Consider the following 25,473-nt stretch of genomic DNA (forward strand, 5'->3'; position numbering starts at 1 on the left):
ACTTATCGCCGCCTTTATTTACGTTTGTTACTGACTTGTAAAGATTATTTACCTTGTTCAGCCAGTCCATCGAGGTAGCGTTCAGCGTCCAGCGCGGCCATACAGCCGGTTCCCGCTGAGGTGATCGCCTGACGATAAATATGGTCCATCACGTCGCCGGCCGCAAAGACGCCCGGGATGCTGGTCTGAGTCGCATTACCGTGAATACCGGACTGCACTTTGATGTAGCCGTTTTCCAGCTCCAGCTGACCGTCGAAGATCGCGGTGTTCGGACTGTGACCGATCGCCACAAACAGGCCCGCCACTTCCAGCGTTTCAACGTTATCAGTGTTCTGGGTATCACGGATACGCAGACCGGCAACGCCCATCTGGTCGCCCGTCACCTCTTCCAGGGTACGGTTGGTATGCAGCACGATGTTGCCACTTGCTACTTTATCCATCAGACGTTTGATCAGGATCTTCTCCGCGCGGAAGGTTTCGCGACGGTGGATCAGGTGCACCTCAGAGGCAATGTTTGCCAGATAGAGCGCTTCTTCCACTGCGGTGTTGCCGCCGCCGATGACCGCGACTTTCTGATTACGGTAGAAGAAACCGTCGCAGGTTGCGCAGGCAGAGACGCCGCGGCCTTTGAACGCTTCTTCGGATGGCAGACCGAGGTAACGGGCAGAAGCACCCGTGGCGATGATCAGCGCGTCGCAGGTGTATTCGCCGCTGTCGCCCGTCAGGCGGAACGGACGGTTCTGCAGATCGACCTTGTTGATGTGGTCGAACAAAATTTCGGTTTCGAATTTAGCGGCATGCTCGTGCATACGTTCCATCAGCAGCGGCCCGGTCAGGTCGTTCGGGTCCCCTGGCCAGTTTTCCACTTCGGTGGTGGTGGTCAGCTGACCGCCTTTTTCCATACCGGTAATGAGTACCGGGTGCAGGTTAGCGCGTGCAGCATAGACCGCTGCGGTATATCCCGCAGGTCCAGAACCAAGGATTAGCAGCTTACTGTGTTTGGCCGTGCCCATGAGATCCCCATTGTTGTTGGCAGACATTTGGCTGGATTGTAGGGAATTTGTTGCCGTAAAAAAAGAGCGCAGCAATTTTGATATCAATCTGTGTAATAGCCATGGACGATGAATAGCGCGCGATAACCTCACGCTTTCTCGATAAAAGCGGTCGTTTCTAAGGCAATAAAATGAGGATTAATACCCTGCCGTAATGAATATCCGGCATGTTGTACTAAAAAACGATGTTTTGCTTTGACAATCCCCTGCGCTTTTGCGAAAACATTCAAGGAAGAAAAAAAACCGCGTTAACCGTATGCCGCATAGGCATGCACGTAAATGCCATTTTTACCGGGTCAGTGAAATCTACGCATGGCGTGGACAGACGCCATACGTGATGTCGGTGACAGCCTTCGGGCAACGGTCTTCTTACCAACAGAACCCGAATCCGCATCGCGTCTATTACATAATCAGGCGATGTGATGACTAACGGGTACAGGCTCTGAACAGTGATGTGCACAGGGTCCAGGCAGGAGTAGGGAAGGAATACAGAGAGACAATAATAATGGTAGATAGCAAGAAGCGCCCTGGCAAAGATCTCGACCGTATCGATCGTAACATTCTTAATGAATTGCAAAAGGATGGGCGTATTTCCAACGTCGAGCTTTCAAAACGTGTGGGACTTTCCCCGACGCCGTGCCTTGAGCGTGTGCGCCGACTGGAAAGACAGGGTTTCATTCAGGGCTACACTGCTCTGTTGAACCCGCATTATCTGGATGCCTCACTTCTGGTATTTGTTGAGATTACTCTGAATCGTGGTGCGCCGGATGTGTTTGAACAATTCAACGCCGCTGTACAAAAACTTGAAGAAATTCAAGAGTGTCATCTGGTGTCCGGTGATTTCGACTACCTGTTGAAAACCCGAGTGCCTGATATGTCCGCCTACCGTAAGCTGCTGGGGGAAACCCTGCTGCGTCTGCCAGGCGTGAACGACACCCGTACATATGTGGTGATGGAAGAGGTCAAACAGAGCAATCGTCTGGTTATTAAGACGCGCTAACACGGAACAGGTGCAAAATCAGCGTAGTTTGATTACACTCCTGTTAATCCATACAGCAACAGTGCCGGGGAGTCCCGGCGCTGTTGTCCGTTTTAGCAAAAAGGCAGGATATGCCTGATACCTGGAGAGCCTTTTTTGAGCCAGGAATACACTGAAGACAAAGAAGTCACACTATCGAAGCTAAGCAGCGGACGTCGTCTCCTCGAGGCTTTGCTGATTGTTATTGCCCTTTTTGCCGTCTGGCTGATGGCAGCCTTATTCAGTTTCAATCCTTCAGATCCCAGCTGGTCACAAACTGCATGGCATGAGCCTATCCATAATTTAGGCGGTGTCCCTGGTGCCTGGCTGGCGGATACGCTGTTTTTCATTTTCGGTGTGATGGCCTACACCCTCCCCGTTATTATCATTGGCGGCTGCTGGTTTGCGTGGCGTCATCGTCAGAACGATGATTACATCGACTATTTCGCCGTGTCGCTGCGCCTGATTGGCGCGCTGGCGCTGATCCTTACTTCGTGCGGGCTAGCGGCAATCAATGCGGATGATATCTGGTACTTCGCCTCTGGCGGTGTAATCGGCAGCTTACTCAGTTCTGCGCTACAGCCGATGCTGCACAGCAGCGGCGGCACGCTGGCGCTGCTGTGCATTTGGGCGGCCGGGCTAACGCTATTTACCGGCTGGTCCTGGGTGAGCATTGCCGAGAAAATTGGTAGTTTTATCCTCACCATTCTGACCTTCGCCAGCAACCGTACCCGCCGTGACGATACGTGGGTTGATGAAGACGAGTACGAAGATGAAGAGGAAGATGACGCGCCTGTGCAGCGTCGCGAATCTCGTCGCGCGCGTATTCTGCGCGGCGCGCTGGCGCGTCGTCAGCGTGTTGCTGAGAAATTTGCCAACCCGCTAGGTCGTAAAACCGATGAGGCGCTCTTCTCCGGTAAACGCATGGATGAAGACGAGCAGGTGGCGTATCGCGCTGCGGGTGTCGCAGTCGATCCTGACGATGTGCTCTTCTCTGGCAGCCGGGCCACGCCCGGGGACTTTGACGAATACGACCCGCTGTTAAACGGTCACTCGGTCACTGAACCGGTTGCGGCAGCCGCAGCCGCGACAACCGCAGCGCAGGCGTATGCCGCGCCTGTCGACGCCGTGATGCCATCCGCGCCGGTTTCGCCGCCGGAATCCGTTATTCAGCAACCTCAGGTTGACTGGCAGACTGCTCCCGGTGTTCACACGCCGGAGCCCGTTATCGCGCCTGAACCAGAGAGCTATGTCCCTGTGCAGCAGGAGCAGTGGCAGCAGCCATATCAGCCGCCGCAGCCTGCGTATGAACCGCAAGATTACCCTCACTTTGAACAGCCTGTGGCCCAGCCGTATCAGGAGTATGTGCCAGAACCGGTTGAACCTGTGCAGCCTCATGTAGCGCCGCAGCCTGAACCTGAAATCGTGGAAGAGGTGAAGCCTGCCCGTCCACCGCTGTACTATTTTGAAGAAGTCGAAGAGCGCCGCGCGCGTGAACGCGAACAGCTGGCCGCCTGGTATCAGCCTGTGCCTGAACCGGTGCAGGAGCCGGTGACGAAAGCGCCTTCTGTCCCAGTTCCACCGGTCGACTCGACACCTGTAGTTGCACCCGTAGCGGAAAGCGTGAAGCAGGCTACCGCGGCCGCTGCCGTGGCTGCACCTGTCTTTAGCCTGGCAACAGGGGGCGCGCCACGTCCTCAGGTGAAGGAGGGGATTGGTCCGCAACTGCCTCGTCCTAACCGCGTTCGCGTACCAACCCGTCGTGAACTTGCCTCTTATGGTATCAAGCTGCCTTCCCAGCGCATGGCAGAAGAGAAAGCGCGCGAGCCAGAGTACGAAGATGACGCCGATGAGATGCAACAGGACGAGCTGGCCCGCCAGTTCGCCGCGCAGCAGAATCAACGCTACGGTGAAGAATATCAGCACGGTGAACCTGTGCCTGAAGACGAAGATGACGCTGCAGAAGCGGAATTAGCGCGCCAGTTCGCCGCCACCCAGCAGCAGCGTTATTCCGGTGAACAACCGGCTGGTGCAAATCCGTTCTCACTGTCTGATTTTGAATTCTCGCCGATGAAGGATCTGGTGGATGATGGCCCGAGCGAGCCTTTATTTACCCCGAGCGTGATGCCGGAAGTTGAGCCTGTGCGCCAGCAGCCAGCACCACAGGCCTATGCACAGCCGCAACAACCTGTTCATCAGCCGTATGCGCAGCCGCAGCAGCCCGTTCAGCAGCCATATGCGCAACCGCAACAACCAGTTCAGCAACCGCAGCCGCCGCAGTTCCAGCAGCCTGCGCCTCAGCAGCAAGAGAGCCTGATTCACCCGCTGCTGATGCGTAACGGTGACAGCCGTCCGCTGCAGCGTCCAAGCACGCCGCTGCCGTCTCTTGATCTGTTAACGCCGCCGCCGTCGGAAGTGGAACCCGTCGATACCTTCGCGCTGGAGCAGATGGCGCGTCTGGTGGAAGCCCGTCTGGCCGACTTCCGTATCAAGGCTGACGTGGTGAACTACTCGCCGGGCCCTGTTATCACCCGTTTTGAACTGAACCTGGCGCCAGGCGTTAAAGCCGCGCGTATTTCTAACCTGTCCCGCGACCTGGCGCGTTCCTTGTCGACCGTTGCGGTACGTGTGGTGGAAGTGATACCGGGCAAACCTTACGTTGGTCTTGAGCTGCCGAACAAGAAACGTCAGACCGTCTACCTGCGTGAAGTGCTGGATAACACCAAATTCCGCGATAACCCATCCCCGCTGACAGTGGTGCTGGGTAAAGATATCGCTGGCGATCCGGTGGTGGCAGACCTCGCAAAAATGCCTCACCTGCTGGTCGCGGGTACTACCGGTTCCGGTAAGTCTGTCGGTGTGAACGCCATGATCCTCAGCATGCTCTATAAAGCGCAGCCGGAAGATGTGCGTTTCATCATGATCGACCCGAAAATGCTCGAACTTTCGGTCTACGAAGGCATCCCGCATCTGCTGACCGAAGTGGTCACCGACATGAAAGACGCCGCCAACGCCCTGCGCTGGAGCGTCAATGAGATGGAACGCCGCTACAAGCTGATGTCTGCGTTGGGCGTACGTAATCTGGCCGGTTATAACGAGAAAATCGCCCAGGCTATGCGTATGGGACGTCCGATCCCGGATCCTTACTGGAAGCCAGGTGACAGCATGGATGCCCAGCATCCGGTGCTGGAAAAACTGCCTTATATCGTCGTGCTGGTCGATGAATTCGCTGACCTGATGATGACCGTTGGTAAGAAAGTGGAAGAGTTGATTGCCCGTCTGGCGCAGAAAGCGCGTGCGGCTGGTATTCACCTTGTGCTGGCGACCCAGCGTCCTTCCGTGGACGTTATCACTGGTCTTATCAAAGCGAACATTCCGACGCGTATCGCCTTTACCGTATCAAGCAAAATTGACTCCCGTACCATTCTTGATCAGGGCGGCGCAGAGTCGCTGCTGGGAATGGGGGACATGCTCTATTCCGGCCCGAACTCCACTTCTCCGGTGCGTGTTCACGGTGCGTTTGTCCGCGACGAGGAAGTTCACGCTGTCGTGCAGGACTGGAAAGCGCGCGGTCGTCCACAATATATTGACGGCATTACCAGCGATACGGAAAGCGAAGGCGGCGGCGGTGGCTTCGACGGTGGTGAAGAGCTGGATCCGTTATTCGATCAGGCGGTTAACTTCGTTACCGAAAAACGCAAAGCGTCCATCTCAGGCGTGCAGCGTCAATTCCGCATCGGCTATAACCGCGCAGCGCGTATCATCGAGCAGATGGAAGCGCAGGGCATTGTGAGCGAGCAGGGGCATAACGGTAACCGCGAGGTGCTGGCGCCGCCGCCGTTTGATTAACCTTCAGCGTTTGCAAAGAAGGGTAAATCAGCCAAAATTAAGCATTTTCTTCTGTCGCCTGCCTTCGGGCAGGTCCAGAATAGAAGACGGAAATCCCATATCGGGAAGACGTATTTTAAGGAATAACAATGAAAAAAATCGCCATCGCCTGTGCATTACTCACCAGTTTTGTTGCCAGCAGCGTCTGGGCTGATGCAGCCAGCGACCTTAAAAGCCGACTGGATAAAGTAAGCAGCTTCCACGCCAGCTTCACGCAAAAAGTGACGGACGGCAGCGGCAACGCGGTGCAGGAAGGCCAGGGAGATTTGTGGGTAAAACGCCCAAATCTGTTCAACTGGCACATGACCCAGCCGGATGAGAGCATCCTGGTGTCTGACGGTAAAACCTTATGGTTCTACAACCCGTTCGTTGAGCAGGCTACTGCGACCTGGCTGAAAGATGCCACCAGCAATACGCCGTTTATGCTGATTGCCCGAAACCAGGCCAGCGACTGGCAGCAGTACAATATTAAACAGACGGGTGACGAGTTCGTCCTGACGCCGAAAGGCAGCAACGGCAACCTGAAGCAGTTCACCATTAACGTGAGCACCAACGGTACCATTAATCAGTTCGGCGCGGTTGAGCAGGACGATCAGCGCAGCAGCTACCAGCTTAAATCTCAGCAGAACGGCGCCGTTGATGCATCGAAATTCACCTTTACCCCGCCGAAGGGCGTGACGGTGGACGACCAACGCAATAAGTAAGAGGCGTGAGTGGGCAATCTGTCGCTCGATTTTTCAGATAACGCGTTTCAACCTCTGGCCGCCCGTATGCGGCCAGAAAATTTAGCGCAGTACATCGGCCAGCAGCACCTGCTGGCTGCCGGTAAGCCATTGCCACGCGCCATTGAGGCCGGGCATCTTCACTCCATGATCCTCTGGGGGCCCCCTGGCACCGGCAAGACCACGCTTGCAGAAGTGATCGCCCGCTATGCCAACGCGGACGTTGAACGCATCTCGGCGGTGACCTCCGGCGTGAAGGAGATCCGTGAGGCGATCGAGCGTGCGCGGCAGAACCGCAATGCCGGGCGGCGCACCATCCTCTTCGTGGACGAAGTCCACCGCTTCAACAAGAGCCAGCAGGATGCCTTCCTGCCGCATATTGAAGACGGCACGATCTTCTTCATCGGCGCGACCACCGAGAATCCGTCGTTTGAATTGAACTCGGCGCTACTCTCCCGCGCGCGCGTTTATCTGCTCAAATCGCTGACCACCGAGGATATTGAAAAGGTTCTCACCCAGGCGATGGACGACAAAGCGCGCGGCTACGGCGGGCAGGATATCGTTCTGCCCGACGACACGCGTCGTGCGATTGCGGAGCTGGTCAACGGCGATGCGCGTCGGGCGCTGAATACGCTGGAAATGATGGCCGATATGGCCGAAGTCGACGATGCCGGGAAGCGGGTGCTTAAACCGGAATTGCTCACCGAAATTGCTGGTGAACGCAGCGCCCGTTTCGACAATAAAGGCGACCGTTTTTACGACCTGATCTCGGCGCTGCATAAGTCGGTACGCGGCAGCGCGCCGGATGCGGCGCTTTACTGGTACGCGCGCATTATCACTGCGGGCGGCGATCCGTTGTATGTCGCGCGCCGCTGTCTGGCGATTGCGTCTGAAGATGTTGGCAATGCCGATCCACGCGCTATGCAGGTCGCGCTGTCGGCCTGGGACTGCTTCACCCGCGTTGGACCCGCGGAGGGCGAACGTGCCATTGCGCAGGCGATTGTTTATTTGGCCTGCGCGCCGAAAAGCAATGCGGTTTATACCGCGTTTAAAGCGGCAATGTCGGATGCGCGTGAACGCCCGGACTACGATGTGCCGGTTCATCTGCGTAATGCACCGACCAAACTGATGAAAGAGATGGGGTATGGGCAGGAGTACCGCTACGCTCATGATGAACCCAATGCCTACGCCGCAGGGGAGGAATATTTCCCGCAGGAGATGGCACAAACGCGCTATTATCGCCCCACAAACAGAGGTCTTGAAGGCAAGATTGGTGAAAAGCTCACCTGGCTCGCCGGACAGGATCAAAATAGCCCTATAAAACGCTACCGTTAGTTCAATCGTTGCGGTAATGTTGGCGTAGTATCCTTGTGGCCGCAGGCTGTGGTCACATTTCCCTATTTTAATTCGATAAGCACAGGATAAGCATGCTCGATCCCAATCTGCTGCGTAATGAGCCAGACGCAGTCGCTGAAAAACTGGCACGCCGGGGCTTTAAGCTGGATGTAGATAAGCTACGCGCTCTTGAAGAGCGTCGTAAAGTACTGCAGGTACAAACTGAAAATCTGCAGGCAGAGCGTAACTCTCGATCGAAATCCATCGGCCAGGCGAAAGCGCGCGGGGAAGATATTGAGCCATTACGCCTGGAAGTGAACAAGCTAGGTGAAGAACTGGATCAGGCGAAAGCTGAGCTGGACGTTCTTCAGGCCGAGATTCGTGATATTGCCCTGGCTATCCCGAATATTCCTGACGACAGCGTGCCTGTCGGCAAAGATGAAAACGACAACGTTGAAGTGAAGCGCTGGGGTACGCCTCGTGAGTTTGACTTCGAAGTACGCGATCACGTGACGCTGGGCGAAATGCACGCGGGCCTGGACTTTGCGGCAGCGGTTAAGCTGACAGGTTCTCGCTTCGTGGTGATGAAAGGCCAGATTGCCCATCTGCACCGCGCGCTGGCGCAGTTCATGCTGGATCTGCACACCGAGCAGCATGGCTACAGCGAAACCTACGTGCCGTATCTGGTCAACCACGATACGCTGTACGGTACGGGCCAGTTGCCGAAATTTGCCGGCGACCTGTTCCATACCCGCCCGCTGGACGAAGAAGCAGACAGTAGCAACTACGCGCTGATCCCAACCGCGGAAGTGCCGCTGACTAACCTAGTGCGTGATGAGATCATCGACGAAGACGATCTGCCGATCAAACTGACGGCACATTCACCGTGCTTCCGTTCTGAAGCCGGTTCTTACGGTCGCGACACGCGCGGTCTGATCCGTATGCACCAGTTCGACAAAGTTGAGATGGTGCAGATCGTTCGTCCAGAAGAATCTATGGACGCGCTGGAAGAGATGACCGGCCACGCGGAGAAGGTTCTGGAGCTGCTGGGTCTGCCGTACCGTCGTATGGCTCTGTGTACCGGTGATATGGGCTTTGGCGCCTGCAAAACCTTCGATCTGGAAGTGTGGGTGCCTGCGCAGAACACCTACCGTGAAATCTCCTCCTGCTCTAACGTCTGGGATTTCCAGGCGCGCCGCATGCAGGCACGCTGCCGCAGCAAATCTGACAAGAAAACCCGTCTGGTACATACCCTGAACGGTTCTGGTCTGGCTGTGGGTCGTACCCTGGTTGCCGTGCTGGAAAACTATCAGCAGGCAGACGGTCGTATCGAGATCCCTGAAGTGCTGCGTCCATACATGAAAGGCCAGCAGTACATCGGTTAATATTTGTCTTAAAACAAAAAAGCGCCTCAGGGCGCTTTTTTTTATGCTTATGAATTGATACGACGCAATACCCCCTCCCTCTAAAGTAGTAATACTCCTCCGAATGAAAGTCAGCATAAAACGCTGATAACGAAAATATTCGTTATATATAAAACTACATAGCGGTTTGCGCCGCCTCTCTTTTCTTTGTGAGCAACCAAAGTGAGTCTCTATGAAAATCAACGCGCCTGAAGCATTAATGGCTGCCGAGGTCACTCGCCGTGGTTTGATGAAAACCACGGCTATAGGCGGCCTGGCCGTAGCCAGCAGTGCCTTCACGCTCCCCTTTACCCGACTGGCGTCGGCGGCTGATGCTCTGTCTCCGGCCACTTCCCCGGAAAAAGTGGTGTGGAGTGCCTGTACCGTCAACTGCGGTAGCCGTTGTCCGCTGCGTATGCATGTGGTGGATGGTGAAATTAAATATATCGAAACCGACAATACCGGGGACGATAACTACGAAGGGTTACATCAGGTCCGTGCCTGCCTGCGCGGTCGCTCCATGCGTCGTCGTGTCTATAATCCTGACCGCCTGAAATACCCGATGAAGCGCGTCGGTAAGCGTGGGGAAGGGAAGTTCGAGCGGATTAGCTGGGATGAAGCCTACGATATCATTGCCACTAACATGCAGCGTTTGATTAAAGAGTACGGCAACGAATCCATCTACCTGAACTACGGTACCGGGACGCTTGGCGGCACGCTGACCCGTTCCTGGCCACCGGGTAAAACGCTGGTGGCGCGCCTGATGAACTGCTGCGGCGGTTATCTCAATCACTATGGTGACTACTCATCGGCGCAGATTGCTGCTGGCCTGAACTACACCTATGGCGGCTGGGCGGACGGAAACAGCCCGTCTGATATCGAAAATAGTAAGCTGGTGGTGCTGTTCGGCAATAACCCGGGTGAAACCCGCATGAGCGGCGGTGGGGTAACCTACTACCTCGAACAGGCCCGCGCCAAATCCAATGCCCGCATGATCATCATCGACCCACGCTACACTGACACCGGCGCCGGACGTGAAGACGAGTGGATCCCCATTCGTCCGGGGACCGACGCGGCGCTGGTCTCCGCCCTGGCGTGGGTGATGATCACTGAGAATCTTGTCGATCAGCCTTTCCTGGATAAATACTGCGTCGGCTATGACGAGAAAACTCTGCCAGCCAGCGCGCCGGCAAACGGTCACTACAAGGCGTATATTCTCGGACAGGGCAGCGACGGCGTGGCGAAAACGCCGGAGTGGGCGTCCACCATCACCGGCATCCCGGCTGATCGTATCGTTCAGCTGGCGCGTGAAATTGGTTCAGCCAAACCGGCCTATATCAGCCAGGGCTGGGGTCCGCAGCGTCATGCGAACGGCGAAATCGCGACCCGTGCCATCTCCATGCTCTCCATTCTGACCGGCAACGTCGGCATTCACGGCGGTAACACCGGCGCGCGTGAAGGTTCATATGAAGTGCCGTTCGAACGTATGCCGACGCTGGATAACCCGGTTCAGACCAGCATCTCCATGTTTATGTGGACCGATGCGATTGAACGCGGCCCGGAAATGACCGCCCTGCGCGACGGCGTGCGCGGCAAGGACAAGCTGGACGTGCCGATCAAGATGATCTGGAACTATGCCGGTAACTGCCTCATCAACCAGCATTCAGAAATCAACCGTACCCATGAAATCCTGCAGGACGACAAGAAGTGCGAGATGATTGTGGTGATCGACTGCCACATGACCTCTTCGGCGAAATATGCCGATATCCTGCTGCCAGACTGCACCGCCTCTGAGCAGATGGATTTCGCGCTGGATGCATCCTGCGGCAACATGTCCTACGTGATTTTTACCGACCAGGCGATTAAACCGCGCTTTGAGTGCAAAACCATTTATGAGATGACCTCCGAGCTGGCGAAACGTCTTGGCGTTGAGCAGCAGTTTACTGAGGGGCGGACTCAGGAAGGGTGGATGCGCCATCTGCATGAACTCTCCCGTAAGGCCATTCCTGACCTGCCGGACTTTGACACCTTCCGCAAGCAGGGGATGTACAAACAGCGCGATCCGGAAGGGCACCACGTGGCGTACAAAGCGTTCCGTGAAGATCCGCAGGCGAACCCGCTGACCACGCCGTCGGGCAAAATCGAAATCTATTCCGAAGAGTTGGCAAAAATTGCGTCAACCTGGGAACTGCCGGAAGGGGACGTTATCGATCCGCTGCCGATCTACACGCCGGGCTTTGAAAACTACAACGATCCGCTGACGGCGAAATTCCCGCTGCAGCTGACCGGCTTCCACTACAAAGCGCGTGTTCACTCTACCTACGGTAACGTCGACGTGCTGAAAGCCGCCTGCCGACAGGAGATGTGGATCAACCCGATGGATGCCAAAGCGCGAGGCATCAGCAATGGCGATCGCGTGCGGATCTTCAACGGTCGCGGCGAGGTTCACATTGAAGCCAAAGTGACGCCGCGCATGATGCCAGGCGTAGTGGCGCTGGGTGAAGGTGCCTGGTATAGCCCTGATGCAAACCGCATCGACCAGGCTGGCAGTATTAACGTACTGACCACGCAGCGTCCGTCGCCGCTGGCGAAAGGCAACCCATCCCACACAAACCTTGTCCAGGTTGAAAAGGTTTAAGGAGTAACCGATGACAACCCAGTATGGATTTTTTATTGATTCCAGCCGTTGCACCGGGTGCAAAACCTGCGAGCTGGCCTGTAAAGATTACAAAGACCTGACCCCTGACGTCAGCTTCCGCCGTATTTATGAATACGCCGGGGGGGACTGGCAGGAAGATAACGGCGTCTGGCATCAGAACGTTTTTGCCTATTACCTGTCAATTGCCTGTAACCACTGTGAAGATCCGGCCTGTACTAAGGTCTGCCCGAGCGGGGCGATGCACAAGCGTGAAGACGGTTTTGTGGTGGTGGACGAAGATGTCTGCATCGGCTGTCGGTACTGCCATATGGCGTGCCCGTACGGCGCGCCGCAGTACAATGCCGCCAAAGGTCATATGACCAAATGCGATGGCTGCCACACCCGCGTAGCGGACGGCAAAAAGCCGATTTGCGTCGAGTCCTGCCCGCTGCGCGCGCTGGACTTCGGTCCGATTGAAGAGCTGCGTCAAAAACACGGGCAGCTCGCTGCCGTGGCGCCGCTGCCGTCTGCGCACTTCACGAAGCCGAGCATTGTAATTAAACCTAACGCCAACAGCCGTCCTACAGGGGACACCACCGGCTACCTGGCAAATCCGAAGGAGGTGTGAGATGGGAAGTGGATGGCATGAATGGCCGCTGATGATCTTCACGGTCTTTGGTCAGTGCGTGGCGGGTGGTTTCATTGTGCTCGCGCTGGCGCTGTTGAAAGGTCGCCTTAATGCTGAACAGCAGCAGCGTTTAGTGTTGAGCATGTTTGGCCTGTGGGTGCTGATGGGGATTGGGTTTATCGCCTCTACGCTTCACCTGGGGTCGCCTATGCGCGCGTTTAACTCCCTGAACCGCGTGGGTGCCTCATCCCTCAGTAATGAGATTGCCAGCGGAGCAATTTTCTTTGCCGTCGGTGGGCTGGGCTGGCTGCTGGCCGCCATGAAAAAATTGCCTGCGGGTCTGCGCAGCCTGTGGCTAATCGTGACCATGGTGTTAGGCGTGGTGTTCGTGTGGATGATGGTGCGCGTCTATAACACCATCGATACCGTTCCAACATGGTACAGCGTCTGGACGCCAATGAGCTTCTTCCTGACGATGTTGATCGGCGGACCGCTGCTGGGCTACCTGCTGCTGCGCGTGGCGGGCGTAGACGGGTGGGCAATGCGTTTGCTGCCCGCAGTTTCTCTGCTGGCGCTGGTAGTGAGTTCGATAGTCGCCCTGATGCAGGGTGCAGAACTGGCAACCATTCACAGCTCTATCCAGCAGGCTTCTGCCCTGGTACCGGACTACGGTGCTCTGATGGCCTGGCGCATCGTTCTGCTGGTCGCCGCGTTGGTATTCTGGATTGCTCCTCAGCTCAAAGGTTATCAGCCCGCGCTGCCGCTGCTGTCACTGGCTTTTGTGCTGGTACTGGCGGGTGAACTGATTGGTCGCGGCGTGTTCTACGGGTTGCATATGACTGTAGGTATGGCTATCGCCAGTTAACGTTGTATTTGGTTATATCAAGCCGGGCCTGAGTGCCCGGCTTTTTCTTTTTTCGATCATGAAATTTTTCGACTGTCGTTTTGTTTTAATTTTGCCCATTAATAAATGAAAACAGAGACATAATTAATATCTATAGCAGGCGTGGCATTAGCAGGATAAGTTTTTTAAATCGACAGGGAACATATTGTGCGAGGCGGCTAAATCAGTGGATTGACTTTGTTTTTGCCAGTGGCATGATGCGCACGAAATCTGAACTTCCTCACGGCTTTTTAATCCATGACCACCTATACCCGGCCAGTGCTGCTGTTGCTCTGTGGCTTGCTTCTGTTGACCCTGGCGATCGCAGTGTTAAATACGCTCGTCCCGCTGTGGCTTGCCCATGAAAACTTACCGACCTGGCAGGTGGGTATGGTTAGCTCGTCCTTTTTTACCGGCAACCTTCTTGGAACCCTGGTGACCGGGAGCCTGATTAAGCGCTTTGGCTTTAACCGCAGCTATTATCTGGCTTCGCTGATTTTCGCTGCCGGGTGTGCGGGGCTGGGCCTGATGGTCGGCTTTTGGAGCTGGATGGCATGGCGCTTTATCGCCGGTGTAGGCTGCGCGATGATTTGGGTAGTCGTTGAAAGTGCGCTGATGTGCAGCGGCACCTCCCGTAATCGTGGACGCCTGCTGGCAGCCTATATGATGGTTTATTACGTCGGCACCGTACTGGGGCAACTGATGGTCAGCAAGCTGCCAACCGACCTCATGAGCGTTCTGCCGTGGGTAACGGGTATGGTGCTGGCCGCGATCTTGCCTTTGCTCTTCACGCGCATCGTGAACCAGAACAGCGAACACCAGGAAGCAACCCACGTCTGGCCAATGCTCAGACTGCGTCATGCGCGTCTGGGCGTTAACGGCTGCATTATATCGGGGATTGTACTGGGCTCGCTCTATGGCCTGATGCCGCTCTATCTGAATCATCAGGGCGTCAGCGATTCCGGAATTGGCTTCTGGATGGCGGTCATGGTGAGTGCGGGGATCGTCGGGCAGTGGCCGATTGGCCGACTGGCAGACCGCTTCGGTCGTTTGCTGGTGCTGCGCGTTCAGGTCTTCGTGGTCATCATGGGATGTCTTGCCATGCTCAGCAATGCCGCGATGGCGCCTGCGCTGTTCATTCTCGGGGCCGCCGGCTTTACGCTCTATCCGGTGGCAATGGCCTGGGCCTGCGAAAAAGTTGAGCATCACCAGCTGGTGGCAATGAACCAGGCGCTGTTACTGAGCTATACCATCGGCAGCTTATTAGGGCCGACGTTTACCGCGATGCTGATGCAGAATTACTCCGACAATTTACTGTTTATCATGATTGCCAGCGTGTCGTTTATATATCTCTTAATGCTGCTGCGTAAAGCAGGTGAGCATCCAACGCCTGTGGCACATGCCTGATTAAATTAAAGCCTGTCGATGACAGGCTTTTTTGTCCCCATCACAACTAAGAGTTTTACTTATTGTTTGTTTATTGCGCCAGGCGATAATTCATGTGAGTCCTAACACTATAAGGCAGCAATCATGTCTATTCGTCGTTTTTCCACTACCGCACTTGCCGTAGTGTTGTCTTTAACGTTTGCAACTGCTCCGGTCATGGCTAATCCTGGAAACGGGAACGGCGGTGGTCACGGAAACGGTGGCGGACAAGGTAATGGCGGTAATCATGGTAACGGGAATTCTGGTAACTCCGGCAACCATGGAAATAAGCAAAATAGCGGACAGGATAACCCTGGAAAATCGAATAAGAGCTTCAAAAATAGCAAAGATGTCGGTAATGATGTTGATGCTCGCGTGAGCTTCGATCATGCGCGTCACCTGGCGCTGAATTATGGCTTAACGGGCTATGACTCTCTGCCTCCGGGCATCGCGAAAAACCTCGCCCGTGGTAAACCGCTTCCTCCGGGCATTGCGAAGAAAACCGTGCCAGCCTCTATGCTGGACCAGCTTCCTTCCTACCCAGGCTATGAATGGCGCGTGGTCGGGGACGACCTGGTCTTAATTGCGCTGAGCACAGCCATTGTGACGTCCGTTATTAACGGTGTATTTAAATAGAATATAAAAAAGGCCCGGTTTTACCGGGCCTTTTCTTTAATACATGACCTTGTGGTCATACTGCTCGAGAATACCTTTCACGCGTTCCATCGTCTCTTTTTTCGGCGGCTTCACGCCATCGAGTTTGTACTCTTCGCCCATGGCCACCCATTTATGTTTACCCAGCTCGTGATAGGGCAGAAGCTCGATTTTCTCGACGTTGCCCATGTCACGGGTGAATTCCCCCAGGCGGTGCGCGGAGTCGTCATCGTCTGACCAGCCAGGAACAACCACGTAGCGGATCCAGGTTTTGATGCCTTTGTCGGCTATGTATTTGGCAAACTCCAGCGTGCGGTGGTTTGAGACACCAACGAGGTTCTGATGGATCTCATCGTTCATCTGTTTGAGATCGAGCATCACCAGATCGGTCACTTCAAGCAGTTCATCAATCACCGGATCGTAGCGACGTACAAAGCCATTGGTATCCAGGCAGGTATGAATGCCTTCTTTGTGGCAGGCGCGGAACCAGTCACGGACAAATTCAGCCTGAAGAATGGCTTCACCGCCGGATGCGGTGACGCCGCCCCCGGACGCGTTCATAAAGTGGCGGTAGGTCACCACCTCTTTCATCAAGTCTTCAACGGTCACTTCTTTGCCGCCGTGCGTGTCCCAGGTATCGCGGTTATGGCAGTACAGGCAGCGCATCAGGCAGCCCTGGAAAAAGGTGATAAAGCGGATGCCCGGGCCATCAACGGTGCCACAGGATTCAAAGGAGTGAATACGACCAATAGTTGACATTGCGGTGATATCTCCATCATCGGCCCGTCCCGGGCCTGTGTATGCACAGCTCAAAGCCGGCTGTGTTAAGTCTGTTTTGGCTGTTATCCATTAAGTATAGATAGCGGACAAAAGAGACTGAGGTGGAGAGGGTGCTAAAAAGGCCCCACTGAAGTGGAGCCTTTATTGTACGCTTGTTAACGCGTGATTTCAGTCAATTCCACTTACATGGACTGAGTGAAAGTACGGGTGATAACGTCCTGCTGCTGTTCTTTAGTCAGGGAGTTAAAACGTACTGCGTAGCCAGATACGCGGATGGTCAGCTGAGGATATTTCTCAGGGTGTTCCATCGCGTCGAGCAGCATTTCACGGTTCATTACGTTCACGTTCAGGTGCTGACCACCTTCGATGGACGCTTCGTGGTGGAAGTAACCATCCATCAGACCCGCGAGGTTGGTTTTACGCACTTCGTCGTCTTTACCCAGCGCGTTTGGCACGATAGAGAAGGTGTAAGAGATACCATCTTTCGCGTAGGCAAACGGCAGTTTAGCTACGGAAGTCAGAGAGGCAACAGCACCTTTCTGATCACGACCGTGCATTGGGTTAGCACCTGGGCCGAATGGCGCGCCAGCACGACGACCGTCTGGGGTGTTACCGGTTTTCTTACCATACACAACGTTAGAGGTGATGGTCAGAACAGACTGAGTCGGGATAGCGTTACGGTAGGTAGTCAGTTTCTGAATTTTCTTCATGAAACGTTCTACCAGGTCAACCGCCATGTCATCAACGCGAGAGTCGTTGTTACCAAACTGAGGATATTCGCCTTCGATTTCGAAGTCGATAGCCAGACCGTCTTCGTCACGAATTGGTTTAACTTTCGCATATTTGATTGCAGACAGGGAGTCAGCAGCAACGGACAGACCAGCGATACCACACGCCATGGTGCGGATAACGTCACGGTCGTGCAGCGCCATCAGAGAGGCTTCGTAGCTGTACTTGTCGTGCATGTAGTGGATAACGTTCAGTGCAGTGACGTACTGCTTAGCCAGCCAGTCCATGAAGTGATCCATGCGGTCCATGACTTCGTCGAAGTTCAGAACGTCGCCTTTGATCGGCTCAGATTTAGGACCAACCTGCATTTTCAGTTTTTCATCAACGCCGCCGTTGATAGCGTACAGCATGGTTTTCGCCAGGTTTGCACGCGCACCGAAGAACTGCATTTGTTTACCAACAACCATTGGGCTTACGCAGCAAGCGATAGCGTAATCGTCGTTGTTGAAGTCCGGACGCATCAGGTCATCGTTCTCGTACTGCAGAGAAGAGGTATCGATGGACACTTTAGCGGCGAATTTCTTGAAGTTCAGAGGCAGTTTTTCAGACCACAGAACGGTGATGTTCGGCTCCGGAGAAGGACCCATGGTGTACAGGGTGTTCAGGAAGCGGAAGCTGTTTTTGGTCACCAGAGTACGGCCGTCAACGCCCATACCGCCGATAGATTCTGTTGCCCAGATTGGGTCACCAGAGAACAGTTCATCATATTCAGGAGTACGCAGGAAGCGAACCATACGCAGTTTCATGACCAGGTGGTCAATCATTTCCTGAGCGTCTTGCTCGGTGATTTTGCCTGCTTTCAGGTCACGTTCGATGTAAGCATCCAGGAAGGTGGATACGCGACCGAAGGACATTGCTGCGCCGTTCTGAGACTTAACTGCGGCCAGGTAGCCGAAGTAGGTCCACTGGATAGCTTCCTGAGCGTTGGTAGCAGGACCAGAGATATCGCAGCCGTATTTAGCAGCCATCTCTTTGATCTGACCCAGCGCGCGGTGCTGTTCAGCGATCTCTTCACGCAGACGGATAGTCGCTTCCAGGTTTACGCCGTTTTCCAGATCGGACTGCAGGGAAACAAACTGCGCGTACTTGTCTTTCATCAGGAAGTCGATACCGTACAGCGCAACGCGACGGTAGTCACCGATGATACGGCCACGGCCATACGCATCTGGCAGACCAGTCAGAACGCCAGATTTACGGCAGTTCAGAATGTCTTTGGTGTAAACATCGAATACGCCCTGGTTGTGGGTTTTGCGGTATTCGGTGAAGATTTTTTTCAGCATTGGGTCCAGCTCGCGGTTATACGCTTTGCAGGAACCTTCAACCATTTTAATACCACCAAACGGGATGATTGCGCGTTTCAGTGGTGCTTCAGTCTGCAGACCAACGATTTTCTCAAGGGCTTTGTTGATATAGCCAGCATCGTGAGAAGTGATGGTGGAAGCAACGGAGGTGTCAAAATCAACTGGCGCGTGAGTGCGGTTTTCCAGTTTAACGCCTTCCATTACGCTGTCCCACAGCTTGGTTGTCGCGTCAGTTGCGCCAGCCAGGAAGGATTCGTCACCTTCATACGGGGTATAGTTTTTCTGAATGAAGTCACGTACGTTTACTTCATTCTGCCAGTCACCTTTCGCAAAACCTTCCCAGGCTGTGGCTAACTTTTCATTAAGCTCGGACATGTAACACCTACCTTCTTAAGTGGATTTTTTATTTACTGCCTGAGAAAACCATCAATGATGATCGTCGCCACGCAGGTAAATGACCCAGTATGTCAACCCAACTAACAGACCCCCACCGATAATGTTCCCGATAGTGACAGGGATCAGGTTATCAGTAATGAAATTCATAATAGTCAGGTGTGAGAAACTTTCCGGGGATGAACCAACTGCGGTCCAGAACTCCGGGCTCGCAAAGTCGCGGATGACAATGCCCATTGGGATCATGAACATATTCGCGATACTGTGCTCAAAGCCGCTGGCAACAAACATCGCAACCGGCAGAACCATAATTAAGGCTTTGTCCATCAGGCTACGACCCGAGTAGCTCATCCATACAGCCAGGCAGACCATCAGGTTAGCGAGGATGCCGAGAGCAACGGCTTCGATAAATGTGTGGTGCATTTTGTGGTCGGCGGTTTGCAGGACGTTAAGGCCCCAGCCACCGTTGGCGGTCATGTACTCGCCAGAAAGCCACATCAACAAAACAAAGAGCAGACAGCCAACCAGGTTACCCACGTAAACATTAAGCCAGTTACGTGCCAGCTGACCCCAGGTAATTCTTCCGCTGGCCTTTGCCACGACAATCAGCACCGTTGAGGTGAAGAGGTCGGCGCCGCAGATGACGCAGAGAATCAGACCCAGTGAGAAACAAATGCCGCCAATCAGTTTGGCCATGCCGAAAGGCATTCCGGCAGTACCGGTGGTGGCGGTGATGTAGAAGACGAAAGCGATAGAGATGAACACACCAGCCGTGATTGCCAGATAGAACGTCTTCATCGGGTGTTTCGTTGCTTTATAGACACCCGCTTCTTCGGCAACTTTGGCCATCGCAGCGGGGAGTAAAAGATCAAAAGGGTTGTCAGCTTTCACACTAACTCTCTCTTTATTAAGTCGGCGACGAGATACTAACAAAGCATTATAGAAGAGAAATTGATATAGATCATATCTCGCCTGGCTTATAGGCCCGCAGTGTGTATGGTTTTACAACAAATGCGGAGTAAGTATTTGATTATCCGTATAAAAATAAATTTTAAAAGTTATGAAAAGAGTTGAATTTTTTCGTTCAGCCACCTCGGAGACAGTTAATTAATATGGAGTATTTACCATAAAAAGTAACAGTAAAGCCCAGGTAAATATTATTATATTTACCCATGTTTAACTTTATTATTACAATCAACAGTCATTGCCGAAGAAAATAAAAAACGGGGCAATGAAATTGCCCCGTAATATAGCCCAGACGATTGAATACGCCTACTGCTGGTAATGTTATGTGCGCTTATTTTGACCAGTAAGCGGCTTTTGCTTTCTGCAGTTTTTCGTAGGCCTTCAGCAGCGACTGGTGCGCCGGGAAGGCTTTCAGATCGCTATCAACAGCCTGCAGGCCATAGAACGGCGCTTCACCGCTCAGGGCCGCGCTGGCTGCTTCTACAGCCTCAGCACCGTACATGCGCACGAAAGCATTCAGGTATTGCAGCGGCTCGCGATCCTCTTCCTGTGCCAGCAGGAGCAGGGTTTGCAGGCAACGGTAATAGTTGGTGCGCTCGGCAGAGAAGACCGACTGGTTGAACTCCATGGTCCACTCGGTCCAGGCCAGGGCCTGATCCAGGTCGCCACCCGCCAGGGACAGCATCGCTTTCAGTTCACCGATACGCAGGGTATACCAGCCGTTATCTTTACCGGTCGCCAGACCCAGGAGTTCGCGTACGCGGGTGAAGTCATCGTGGCCTTCCTCGTCCAGTTGGGCGATCAGATTCAGATAATCTTCTTTTTCCCACTCGCTGCCAGGCAGAGCCAGCAGCGTTTCGCGCAGATGTGCACCCATGCTGTTATTCGCCAGCCACAGATCTTCTGCAGGGTAGATGTCGGACATGCCGGGAACAATAATGCGGCATGCATAGACGCCCAGGTGCTCGTAGTCGGCGATATAGACGTCCTGGTCTTCGGCTTTGAAAATCGCCATCAGCGTCGCGAACTCTTCTTCCGTTGTCCCTGCAAAGCTCCAGTCCACGAACGGATAGTCTGCGTCCTGTTTGAACATATCCCAGGAGATCAAACCGCTGGAGTCAATGAAGTGGGTTTCGAGGTTGGTATGTTCAGCCACCTCTTCATCGTCAAACGTTGGCGGGGTGAACACGTCGAGATCTTTCAGGCTACGGCCCTGCAGCAGCTCGGTGACGGTGCGTTCCAGCGCCACGCCGAAGTCAGGGTGCGCGCCAAAGGAGGCGAAACAGGTGCCGTTTGTCGGGTTGAACAGCACGACGCAGATAACCGGGTACTTGCCGCCCAGCGAGCCGTCATAGGCAAAGATTGGGAAACCTTCTGCTTCCAGCTTAGCGATGGACTCCACCACGCCCGGGTAGCGCGCCAGCACGTCGGCCGGAATTTCAGGCAGGCTAATGGATTCGGCAATGATGCGGTTTTTAATGTGGCGTTCAAAGACTTCGGACAGACCCTGCACGCGCGCTTCATTGCGGGTGTTACCGGCGGACATGCCGTTGGACACATACAGGTTGCCGACGATGTTCATCGGAATATAAACGGTCTGCTCGTCAGACTGGCGGGTGAACGGCAGGGCGCAGATCCCACGGTCTTCATTGCCAGACTGCAGATCGATCAGCATGCTGGCGGTCAGTTCGTTGTCTGGATCGTAGAAGGCACGCAGGCGTGAGTCGAGAATACCTTCCGGCAGTTCGTCGTCTTCGGTCAGCGGGAACCATTTTTCATTTGGATAGTGAACGAACGGGCCGTTAGCGATAGTCTCGCCCAGCCAGAAGTCAGCGAAGAAATAGTTGGTGGACAGACGCTCAAAATACTCACCCAGCGCAGAGGCCAGTGCCGCTTTTTTTGTCGCGCCTTTACCGTTGGTAAAGCATAGGGCACAGTCTTTATCGCGAATATGCACGGACCAGACGTGAGGCACCGGATTGAGCCAGGAGGCTTCTTCGATGTTAAAACCCAGGTCGGTCAGTTTCTGCTGGAAGCGAGCGATGGAATCTTCCAGAGCGGCATCTTTGCCGGGGATAAACGTTTGAGTCATGGCGTTCACTTTTATCGTACGTAAAGCGCGCAATGATACGGGTTTTGCGTGACGGGTGCTATCTTCGGCGAAAATAAATGGCTGGGCTATGCTTAGTGGCAGTAACTGACTGTTAAGGCATAGAAAAATGAAAGCATTTGATCTCCAGCGGATGGCGTTTGATAAAGTTCCTCCTGAATTTCTGGGCGAAGTGGCGCTGCGCAGCCTGTATACCTTCGTACTTGTCTTCCTGTTTCTTAAAATCACCGGCCGTCGCGGCGTACGGCAGATGTCGCTCTTTGAGGTGTTGATCATCCTGACGCTGGGTTCAGCGGCGGGGGATGTCGCCTTCTATGATGATGTGCCGATGGTGCCGGTGTTTATCGTTTTTGTTTCACTGGCGCTTCTTTATCGCCTTGTCATGTGGCTGATGTCGAAAAGCGAAAAGCTGGAAGATCTGCTTGAGGGGAAGCCGGTCGTTATCGTCGAGGACGGGCAGTTGGCCTGGGAAAATGTACAAAGCGCCAATATGACCGAGTTTGAGTTCTTTATGGAGCTACGACTGAATAGCGTTGAACAGCTCGGGCAGGTGCGTCTGGCGATCATGGAGACCAACGGGCAGATCAGCGTCTATTACTATTCTGACGACGAGGTGAAGCCGGGACTGTGTATCCTGCCGGATATGCTGATCGAGCGTTTCAGAACCGTACCTGAGTCAGGCGAGTATGCCTGCGTGAGATGTAGCCATGTGCTCGCGATGCAGCCGGGGGATCGTCAATTATGCCCCCGCTGTGCAAATCCGGAATGGACGAAGGTTAGCCGGGCCAAACGCATCACCTGACAGCCATTTTGTCGGTTTTGTCATGGCGAGGCGGCAGATTGTTTTGTGTGACGCGGGGCACATTTCACGGGTCATAAGTTTTAGACATTGCGGCGCGTGTCACTGAATGATAAAACCGATATCCACAGTTATAACTTATGGCTTTTAGCGTGGTGAGGGGAAATGGCTCAAGTCTTTAATTTCAGTTCAGGTCCGGCAATGTTACCGGCAGACGTGCTTAAACAGGCTCAACAGGAACTCTGTGACTGGAACGGTCTCGGTACGTCGGTGATGGAAATCAGCCACCGTGGTAAAGAGTTTATTCAGGTGGCCGAAGAGGCAGAAAAGGATTTTCGCGATCTGCTGAATATTCCCTCGAACTACAAAGTATTGTTCTGCCACGGCGGTGGACGCGGCCAGTTTGCAGGCGTTCCGCTGAATATCCTCGGTGACAAAACGACGGCTGACTACGTTGACGCGGGCTACTGGGCTGCGAGCGCCGTTAAAGAAGCGCATAAATACTGCACGCCGAATGTTATCGACGCAAAAGTGACCGTTGATGGCCTGCGCGCCGTGAAGCCAATGAGCGAGTGGCAGCTTTCTGATAACGCAGCCTATCTGCACTACTGCCCGAACGAAACCATTGACGGGATTGCCATCGACGAGACGCCAAACTTCGGCAGCGATGTCGTGGTTGCCGCCGACTTCTCCTCCACCATTCTGTCTGCGCCAATTGATGTCAGCCGCTACGGCGTTATCTATGCGGGCGCGCAGAAAAATATCGGTCCGGCCGGTTTGACTATCGTCGTCGTGCGTGAAGACCTGCTGGGTAAAGCACATACATCCTGCCCGTCGATTCTTGATTACACCGTGCTGAACGACAACGATTCTATGTTCAACACCCCACCGACGTTTGCCTGGTACCTTTCCGGCCTGGTCTTCAAATGGCTGAAGCAAAACGGCGGCGTGGCGCAGATGGACAAGGTGAATCAGCAGAAAGCTGAACTGCTGTATGGCGTGATCGACAAAAGCGATTTCTATCGCAACGATGTGGCGAAAGCTAACCGTTCCCGCATGAACGTGCCGTTCCAACTGGCGGACAGCAGCCTGGATAAAGTGTTCCTGGAAGAGTCCTTCGCGGCAGGCCTGCATTCGCTCAAAGGTCACCGTGTCGTTGGCGGCATGCGTGCCTCCATCTATAACGCGATGCCGCTGGAAGGCGTTAAAGCTCTGACAGATTTCATGATCGACTTCGAACGTCGCCACGGTTAATAGCGCTGTTTTCACCCCCGTAGCCCTGCTGCGGGGTTTTTATTATGTTGAGTTGAGAGTTAAGTTTTCATGGAATCCCTGACGTTACAACCTATCGCGCGGGTAGATGGCACCATTAATCTGCCTGGTTCAAAAAGTGTCTCGAACCGCGCTCTACTGCTGGCAGCACTGGCAAACGGCACCACCGTCCTTACAAACCTGCTGGACAGCGATGACGTACGCCATATGCTCAATGCGCTGAAAGCGTTGGGTGTTCATTACATTCTCTCCGACGATCGTACCCGCTGCGAAGTGACCGGCAGCGGCGGCGCGCTGCAGACGGATGAAGAGCTTGAGCTGTTTCTGGGCAATGCGGGTACCGCGATGCGTCCGCTGGCGGCGGCCCTGTGTCTTGGGCGCAACAACATTGTGCTGACCGGCGAACCTCGCATGAAAGAGCGTCCGATTGGCCATCTGGTGGATGCACTGCGTCAGGGCGGCGCGCAGGTTGAGTATCTGGAGCAGGAAAACTATCCGCCACTGCGTCTGCGCGGTGGTTTTAACGGCGGTCACGTCGAGGTTGACGGCAGCGTCTCCAGCCAGTTCCTGACGGCACTGCTGATGACCGCGCCGCTGGCACCGCAGGATACGGTTATTACGATTAAAGGCGAGCTGGTCTCCAAACCTTATATTGATATCACGCTGCACCTGATGAAAACCTTCGGTGTCGAGGTGGAAAACCAGTCTTATCAGCGCTTCGTGGTGCGTGGGGCACAGCAGTACCAGTCTCCGGGCAGCTATCTGGTTGAAGGCGACGCTTCGTCGGCTTCTTACTTCCTGGCTGCGGGCGCGATCAAAGGCGGTACCGTGAAGGTCACCGGTATTGGTCGCAATAGCGTGCAGGGCGACATCCGTTTTGCGGACGTGCTGGAAAAAATGGGCGCGGTTGTGACCTGGGGTGATGACTTCATCGCCTGTACCCATGGCGATCTGAAGGCCATCGACATGGACATGAACCATATTCCGGATGCGGCGATGACCATTGCCACTGCGGCGCTGTTTGCAAAAGGCACCACCACGCTGCGTAATATCTACAACTGGCGCGTAAAAGAGACTGACCGTCTGTTCGCGATGGCGACTGAGCTGCGTAAGGTCGGCGCTGAGGTGGAAGAGGGCGAAGACTACATTCGCATCACGCCTCCTGCAAAACTGCAGGTTGCCGAGATCGGAACCTACAACGATCACCGTATGGCGATGTGCTTCTCGCTGGTGGCGTTGTCAGACACGCCTGTGACCATCCTTGACCCGAAATGTACGGCGAAAACGTTCCCGGACTACTTCGAACAGCTGGCACGCATTAGCACGCTGGCCTGATAACACCTTGCCGCATCGCCTGATGCGGCATTTCCTTACGCTTCCTGACGAACACTTCCGTTCATTTCTTCTACACTCTGCT

At 54.4% G+C, this 25,473-nt stretch carries 18 protein-coding genes; 13 read left to right on the forward strand and 5 right to left on the reverse strand.

The window, feature by feature from the left end; translation table 11 throughout:
* Window positions 1–44 precede the first annotated feature (44 nt).
* Window positions 45–1,013 carry a thioredoxin-disulfide reductase gene (gene trxB / locus F0319_RS03130; protein WP_032638969.1) on the reverse strand — a complete coding sequence of 323 codons (969 nt, stop codon included), beginning with the start codon at window positions 1,011–1,013 and terminating at the stop codon, window positions 45–47.
* A gap of 544 nt (window positions 1,014–1,557) precedes the next feature.
* Between trxB and lrp the strand changes: the two genes are divergently transcribed.
* The 10 genes from lrp to F0319_RS03180 all read left to right on the forward strand — a co-directional run bounded on the left by lrp (window position 1,558) and on the right by F0319_RS03180 (window position 15,628).
* The gene (gene lrp / locus F0319_RS03135) at window positions 1,558–2,052 is read left to right on the forward strand and encodes a leucine-responsive transcriptional regulator Lrp (RefSeq protein WP_000228469.1); all 495 of its coding nucleotides are present in this window, start codon (window positions 1,558–1,560) and stop codon (window positions 2,050–2,052) included.
* Between the two features lie 135 nt (window positions 2,053–2,187).
* Window positions 2,188–5,919 carry a DNA translocase FtsK gene (ftsK, locus tag F0319_RS03140; protein WP_149366265.1) on the forward strand — a complete coding sequence of 1,244 codons (3,732 nt, stop codon included), beginning with the start codon at window positions 2,188–2,190 and terminating at the stop codon, window positions 5,917–5,919.
* A gap of 128 nt (window positions 5,920–6,047) precedes the next feature.
* Complete coding sequence (gene lolA, locus F0319_RS03145; RefSeq protein ID WP_021240884.1) at window positions 6,048–6,662, forward strand: outer membrane lipoprotein periplasmic chaperone LolA; 615 nt, start codon at window positions 6,048–6,050, stop codon at window positions 6,660–6,662.
* A gap of 9 nt (window positions 6,663–6,671) precedes the next feature.
* On the forward strand, window positions 6,672–8,015 hold the full coding sequence (gene rarA / locus F0319_RS03150; RefSeq protein ID WP_111963921.1) for a replication-associated recombination protein RarA: 1,344 nt from the start codon (window positions 6,672–6,674) through the stop codon (window positions 8,013–8,015).
* Between the two features lie 92 nt (window positions 8,016–8,107).
* Window positions 8,108–9,400: a serine--tRNA ligase gene (serS, locus tag F0319_RS03155; protein WP_008499983.1), complete on the forward strand. Its 1,293-nt coding sequence runs from the start codon at window positions 8,108–8,110 to the stop codon at window positions 9,398–9,400.
* Between the two features lie 211 nt (window positions 9,401–9,611).
* Complete coding sequence (gene dmsA, locus F0319_RS03160) at window positions 9,612–12,056, forward strand: dimethylsulfoxide reductase subunit A (protein WP_111963922.1); 2,445 nt, start codon at window positions 9,612–9,614, stop codon at window positions 12,054–12,056.
* A 10-nt stretch (window positions 12,057–12,066) separates the two neighbouring features.
* Window positions 12,067–12,684, forward strand: coding sequence for a DMSO/selenate family reductase complex B subunit (locus F0319_RS03165; RefSeq protein ID WP_021240882.1), 618 nt, complete (start codon window positions 12,067–12,069; stop codon window positions 12,682–12,684).
* A 1-nt stretch (window position 12,685) separates the two neighbouring features.
* Entirely contained in the window at window positions 12,686–13,549 is an 864-nt protein-coding gene (locus F0319_RS03170) for a dimethyl sulfoxide reductase anchor subunit family protein (protein WP_111963923.1), read from the forward strand.
* A gap of 276 nt (window positions 13,550–13,825) precedes the next feature.
* Entirely contained in the window at window positions 13,826–14,974 is a 1,149-nt protein-coding gene (locus F0319_RS03175) for an MFS transporter (RefSeq protein ID WP_111963924.1), read from the forward strand.
* A 123-nt stretch (window positions 14,975–15,097) separates the two neighbouring features.
* Window positions 15,098–15,628 carry an anti-virulence regulator CigR family protein gene (locus tag F0319_RS03180; protein ID WP_111963925.1) on the forward strand — a complete coding sequence of 177 codons (531 nt, stop codon included), beginning with the start codon at window positions 15,098–15,100 and terminating at the stop codon, window positions 15,626–15,628.
* Between the two features lie 36 nt (window positions 15,629–15,664).
* Here F0319_RS03180 and pflA read toward each other — a convergent pair whose 3' ends face one another.
* From pflA to ycaO, 4 genes are all read right to left on the reverse strand, one after another.
* Window positions 15,665–16,405 carry a pyruvate formate lyase 1-activating protein gene (gene pflA, locus F0319_RS03185; RefSeq protein WP_149366266.1) on the reverse strand — a complete coding sequence of 247 codons (741 nt, stop codon included), beginning with the start codon at window positions 16,403–16,405 and terminating at the stop codon, window positions 15,665–15,667.
* A gap of 203 nt (window positions 16,406–16,608) precedes the next feature.
* Window positions 16,609–18,891: a formate C-acetyltransferase gene (pflB, locus tag F0319_RS03190; protein WP_023310992.1), complete on the reverse strand. Its 2,283-nt coding sequence runs from the start codon at window positions 18,889–18,891 to the stop codon at window positions 16,609–16,611.
* Window positions 18,892–18,942: 51 nt separating this feature from the next.
* Window positions 18,943–19,800: a formate transporter FocA gene (focA, locus tag F0319_RS03195; protein ID WP_008499974.1), complete on the reverse strand. Its 858-nt coding sequence runs from the start codon at window positions 19,798–19,800 to the stop codon at window positions 18,943–18,945.
* Between the two features lie 406 nt (window positions 19,801–20,206).
* Window positions 20,207–21,967, reverse strand: a complete 1,761-nt coding sequence (gene ycaO / locus F0319_RS03200; protein WP_149366267.1) for a 30S ribosomal protein S12 methylthiotransferase accessory factor YcaO — start codon at window positions 21,965–21,967, stop codon at window positions 20,207–20,209.
* Between the two features lie 127 nt (window positions 21,968–22,094).
* Between ycaO and F0319_RS03205 the strand changes: the two genes are divergently transcribed.
* The 3 genes from F0319_RS03205 (at window position 22,095) to aroA (ending at window position 25,391) form a co-directional block, all read left to right on the forward strand.
* Window positions 22,095–22,787: a DUF421 domain-containing protein gene (locus F0319_RS03205; RefSeq protein ID WP_111964569.1), complete on the forward strand. Its 693-nt coding sequence runs from the start codon at window positions 22,095–22,097 to the stop codon at window positions 22,785–22,787.
* 162 nt (window positions 22,788–22,949) lie between these two features.
* Window positions 22,950–24,038 carry a 3-phosphoserine/phosphohydroxythreonine transaminase gene (gene serC / locus F0319_RS03210; protein WP_115874635.1) on the forward strand — a complete coding sequence of 363 codons (1,089 nt, stop codon included), beginning with the start codon at window positions 22,950–22,952 and terminating at the stop codon, window positions 24,036–24,038.
* 69 nt (window positions 24,039–24,107) lie between these two features.
* The gene (aroA, locus tag F0319_RS03215; RefSeq protein WP_111964567.1) at window positions 24,108–25,391 is read left to right on the forward strand and encodes a 3-phosphoshikimate 1-carboxyvinyltransferase; all 1,284 of its coding nucleotides are present in this window, start codon (window positions 24,108–24,110) and stop codon (window positions 25,389–25,391) included.
* The last annotated feature ends 82 nt before the right edge of the window (window positions 25,392–25,473 follow it).

It is taken from the genome of Enterobacter vonholyi, from assembly GCF_008364555.1.
GTDB classification, from domain to species: Bacteria; Pseudomonadota; Gammaproteobacteria; order Enterobacterales; family Enterobacteriaceae; genus Enterobacter; species Enterobacter vonholyi.

Bases quoted from the DNA above. Each gene is read 5' to 3' on its own strand.
- lolA (WP_021240884.1), top strand. From the start codon at position 6,048: ATGAAAAAAATCGCCATCGCCTGTGCATTACTCACCAGTTTTGTTGCC.
- F0319_RS03165 (WP_021240882.1), top strand. From the start codon at position 12,067: ATGACAACCCAGTATGGATTTTTTATTGATTCCAGCCGTTGCACCGGG.
- serS (WP_008499983.1), top strand. From the start codon at position 8,108: ATGCTCGATCCCAATCTGCTGCGTAATGAGCCAGACGCAGTCGCTGAA.
- F0319_RS03170 (WP_111963923.1), top strand. From the start codon at position 12,686: ATGGGAAGTGGATGGCATGAATGGCCGCTGATGATCTTCACGGTCTTT.
- pflA (WP_149366266.1), bottom strand. From the start codon at position 16,405: ATGTCAACTATTGGTCGTATTCACTCCTTTGAATCCTGTGGCACCGTT.
- F0319_RS03205 (WP_111964569.1), top strand. From the start codon at position 22,095: ATGAAAGCATTTGATCTCCAGCGGATGGCGTTTGATAAAGTTCCTCCT.
- serC (WP_115874635.1), top strand. From the start codon at position 22,950: ATGGCTCAAGTCTTTAATTTCAGTTCAGGTCCGGCAATGTTACCGGCA.
- aroA (WP_111964567.1), top strand. From the start codon at position 24,108: ATGGAATCCCTGACGTTACAACCTATCGCGCGGGTAGATGGCACCATT.
- lrp (WP_000228469.1), top strand. From the start codon at position 1,558: ATGGTAGATAGCAAGAAGCGCCCTGGCAAAGATCTCGACCGTATCGAT.
- pflB (WP_023310992.1), bottom strand. From the start codon at position 18,891: ATGTCCGAGCTTAATGAAAAGTTAGCCACAGCCTGGGAAGGTTTTGCG.
- ycaO (WP_149366267.1), bottom strand. From the start codon at position 21,967: ATGACTCAAACGTTTATCCCCGGCAAAGATGCCGCTCTGGAAGATTCC.
- dmsA (WP_111963922.1), top strand. From the start codon at position 9,612: ATGAAAATCAACGCGCCTGAAGCATTAATGGCTGCCGAGGTCACTCGC.
- trxB (WP_032638969.1), bottom strand. From the start codon at position 1,013: ATGGGCACGGCCAAACACAGTAAGCTGCTAATCCTTGGTTCTGGACCT.
- F0319_RS03180 (WP_111963925.1), top strand. From the start codon at position 15,098: ATGTCTATTCGTCGTTTTTCCACTACCGCACTTGCCGTAGTGTTGTCT.
- F0319_RS03175 (WP_111963924.1), top strand. From the start codon at position 13,826: ATGACCACCTATACCCGGCCAGTGCTGCTGTTGCTCTGTGGCTTGCTT.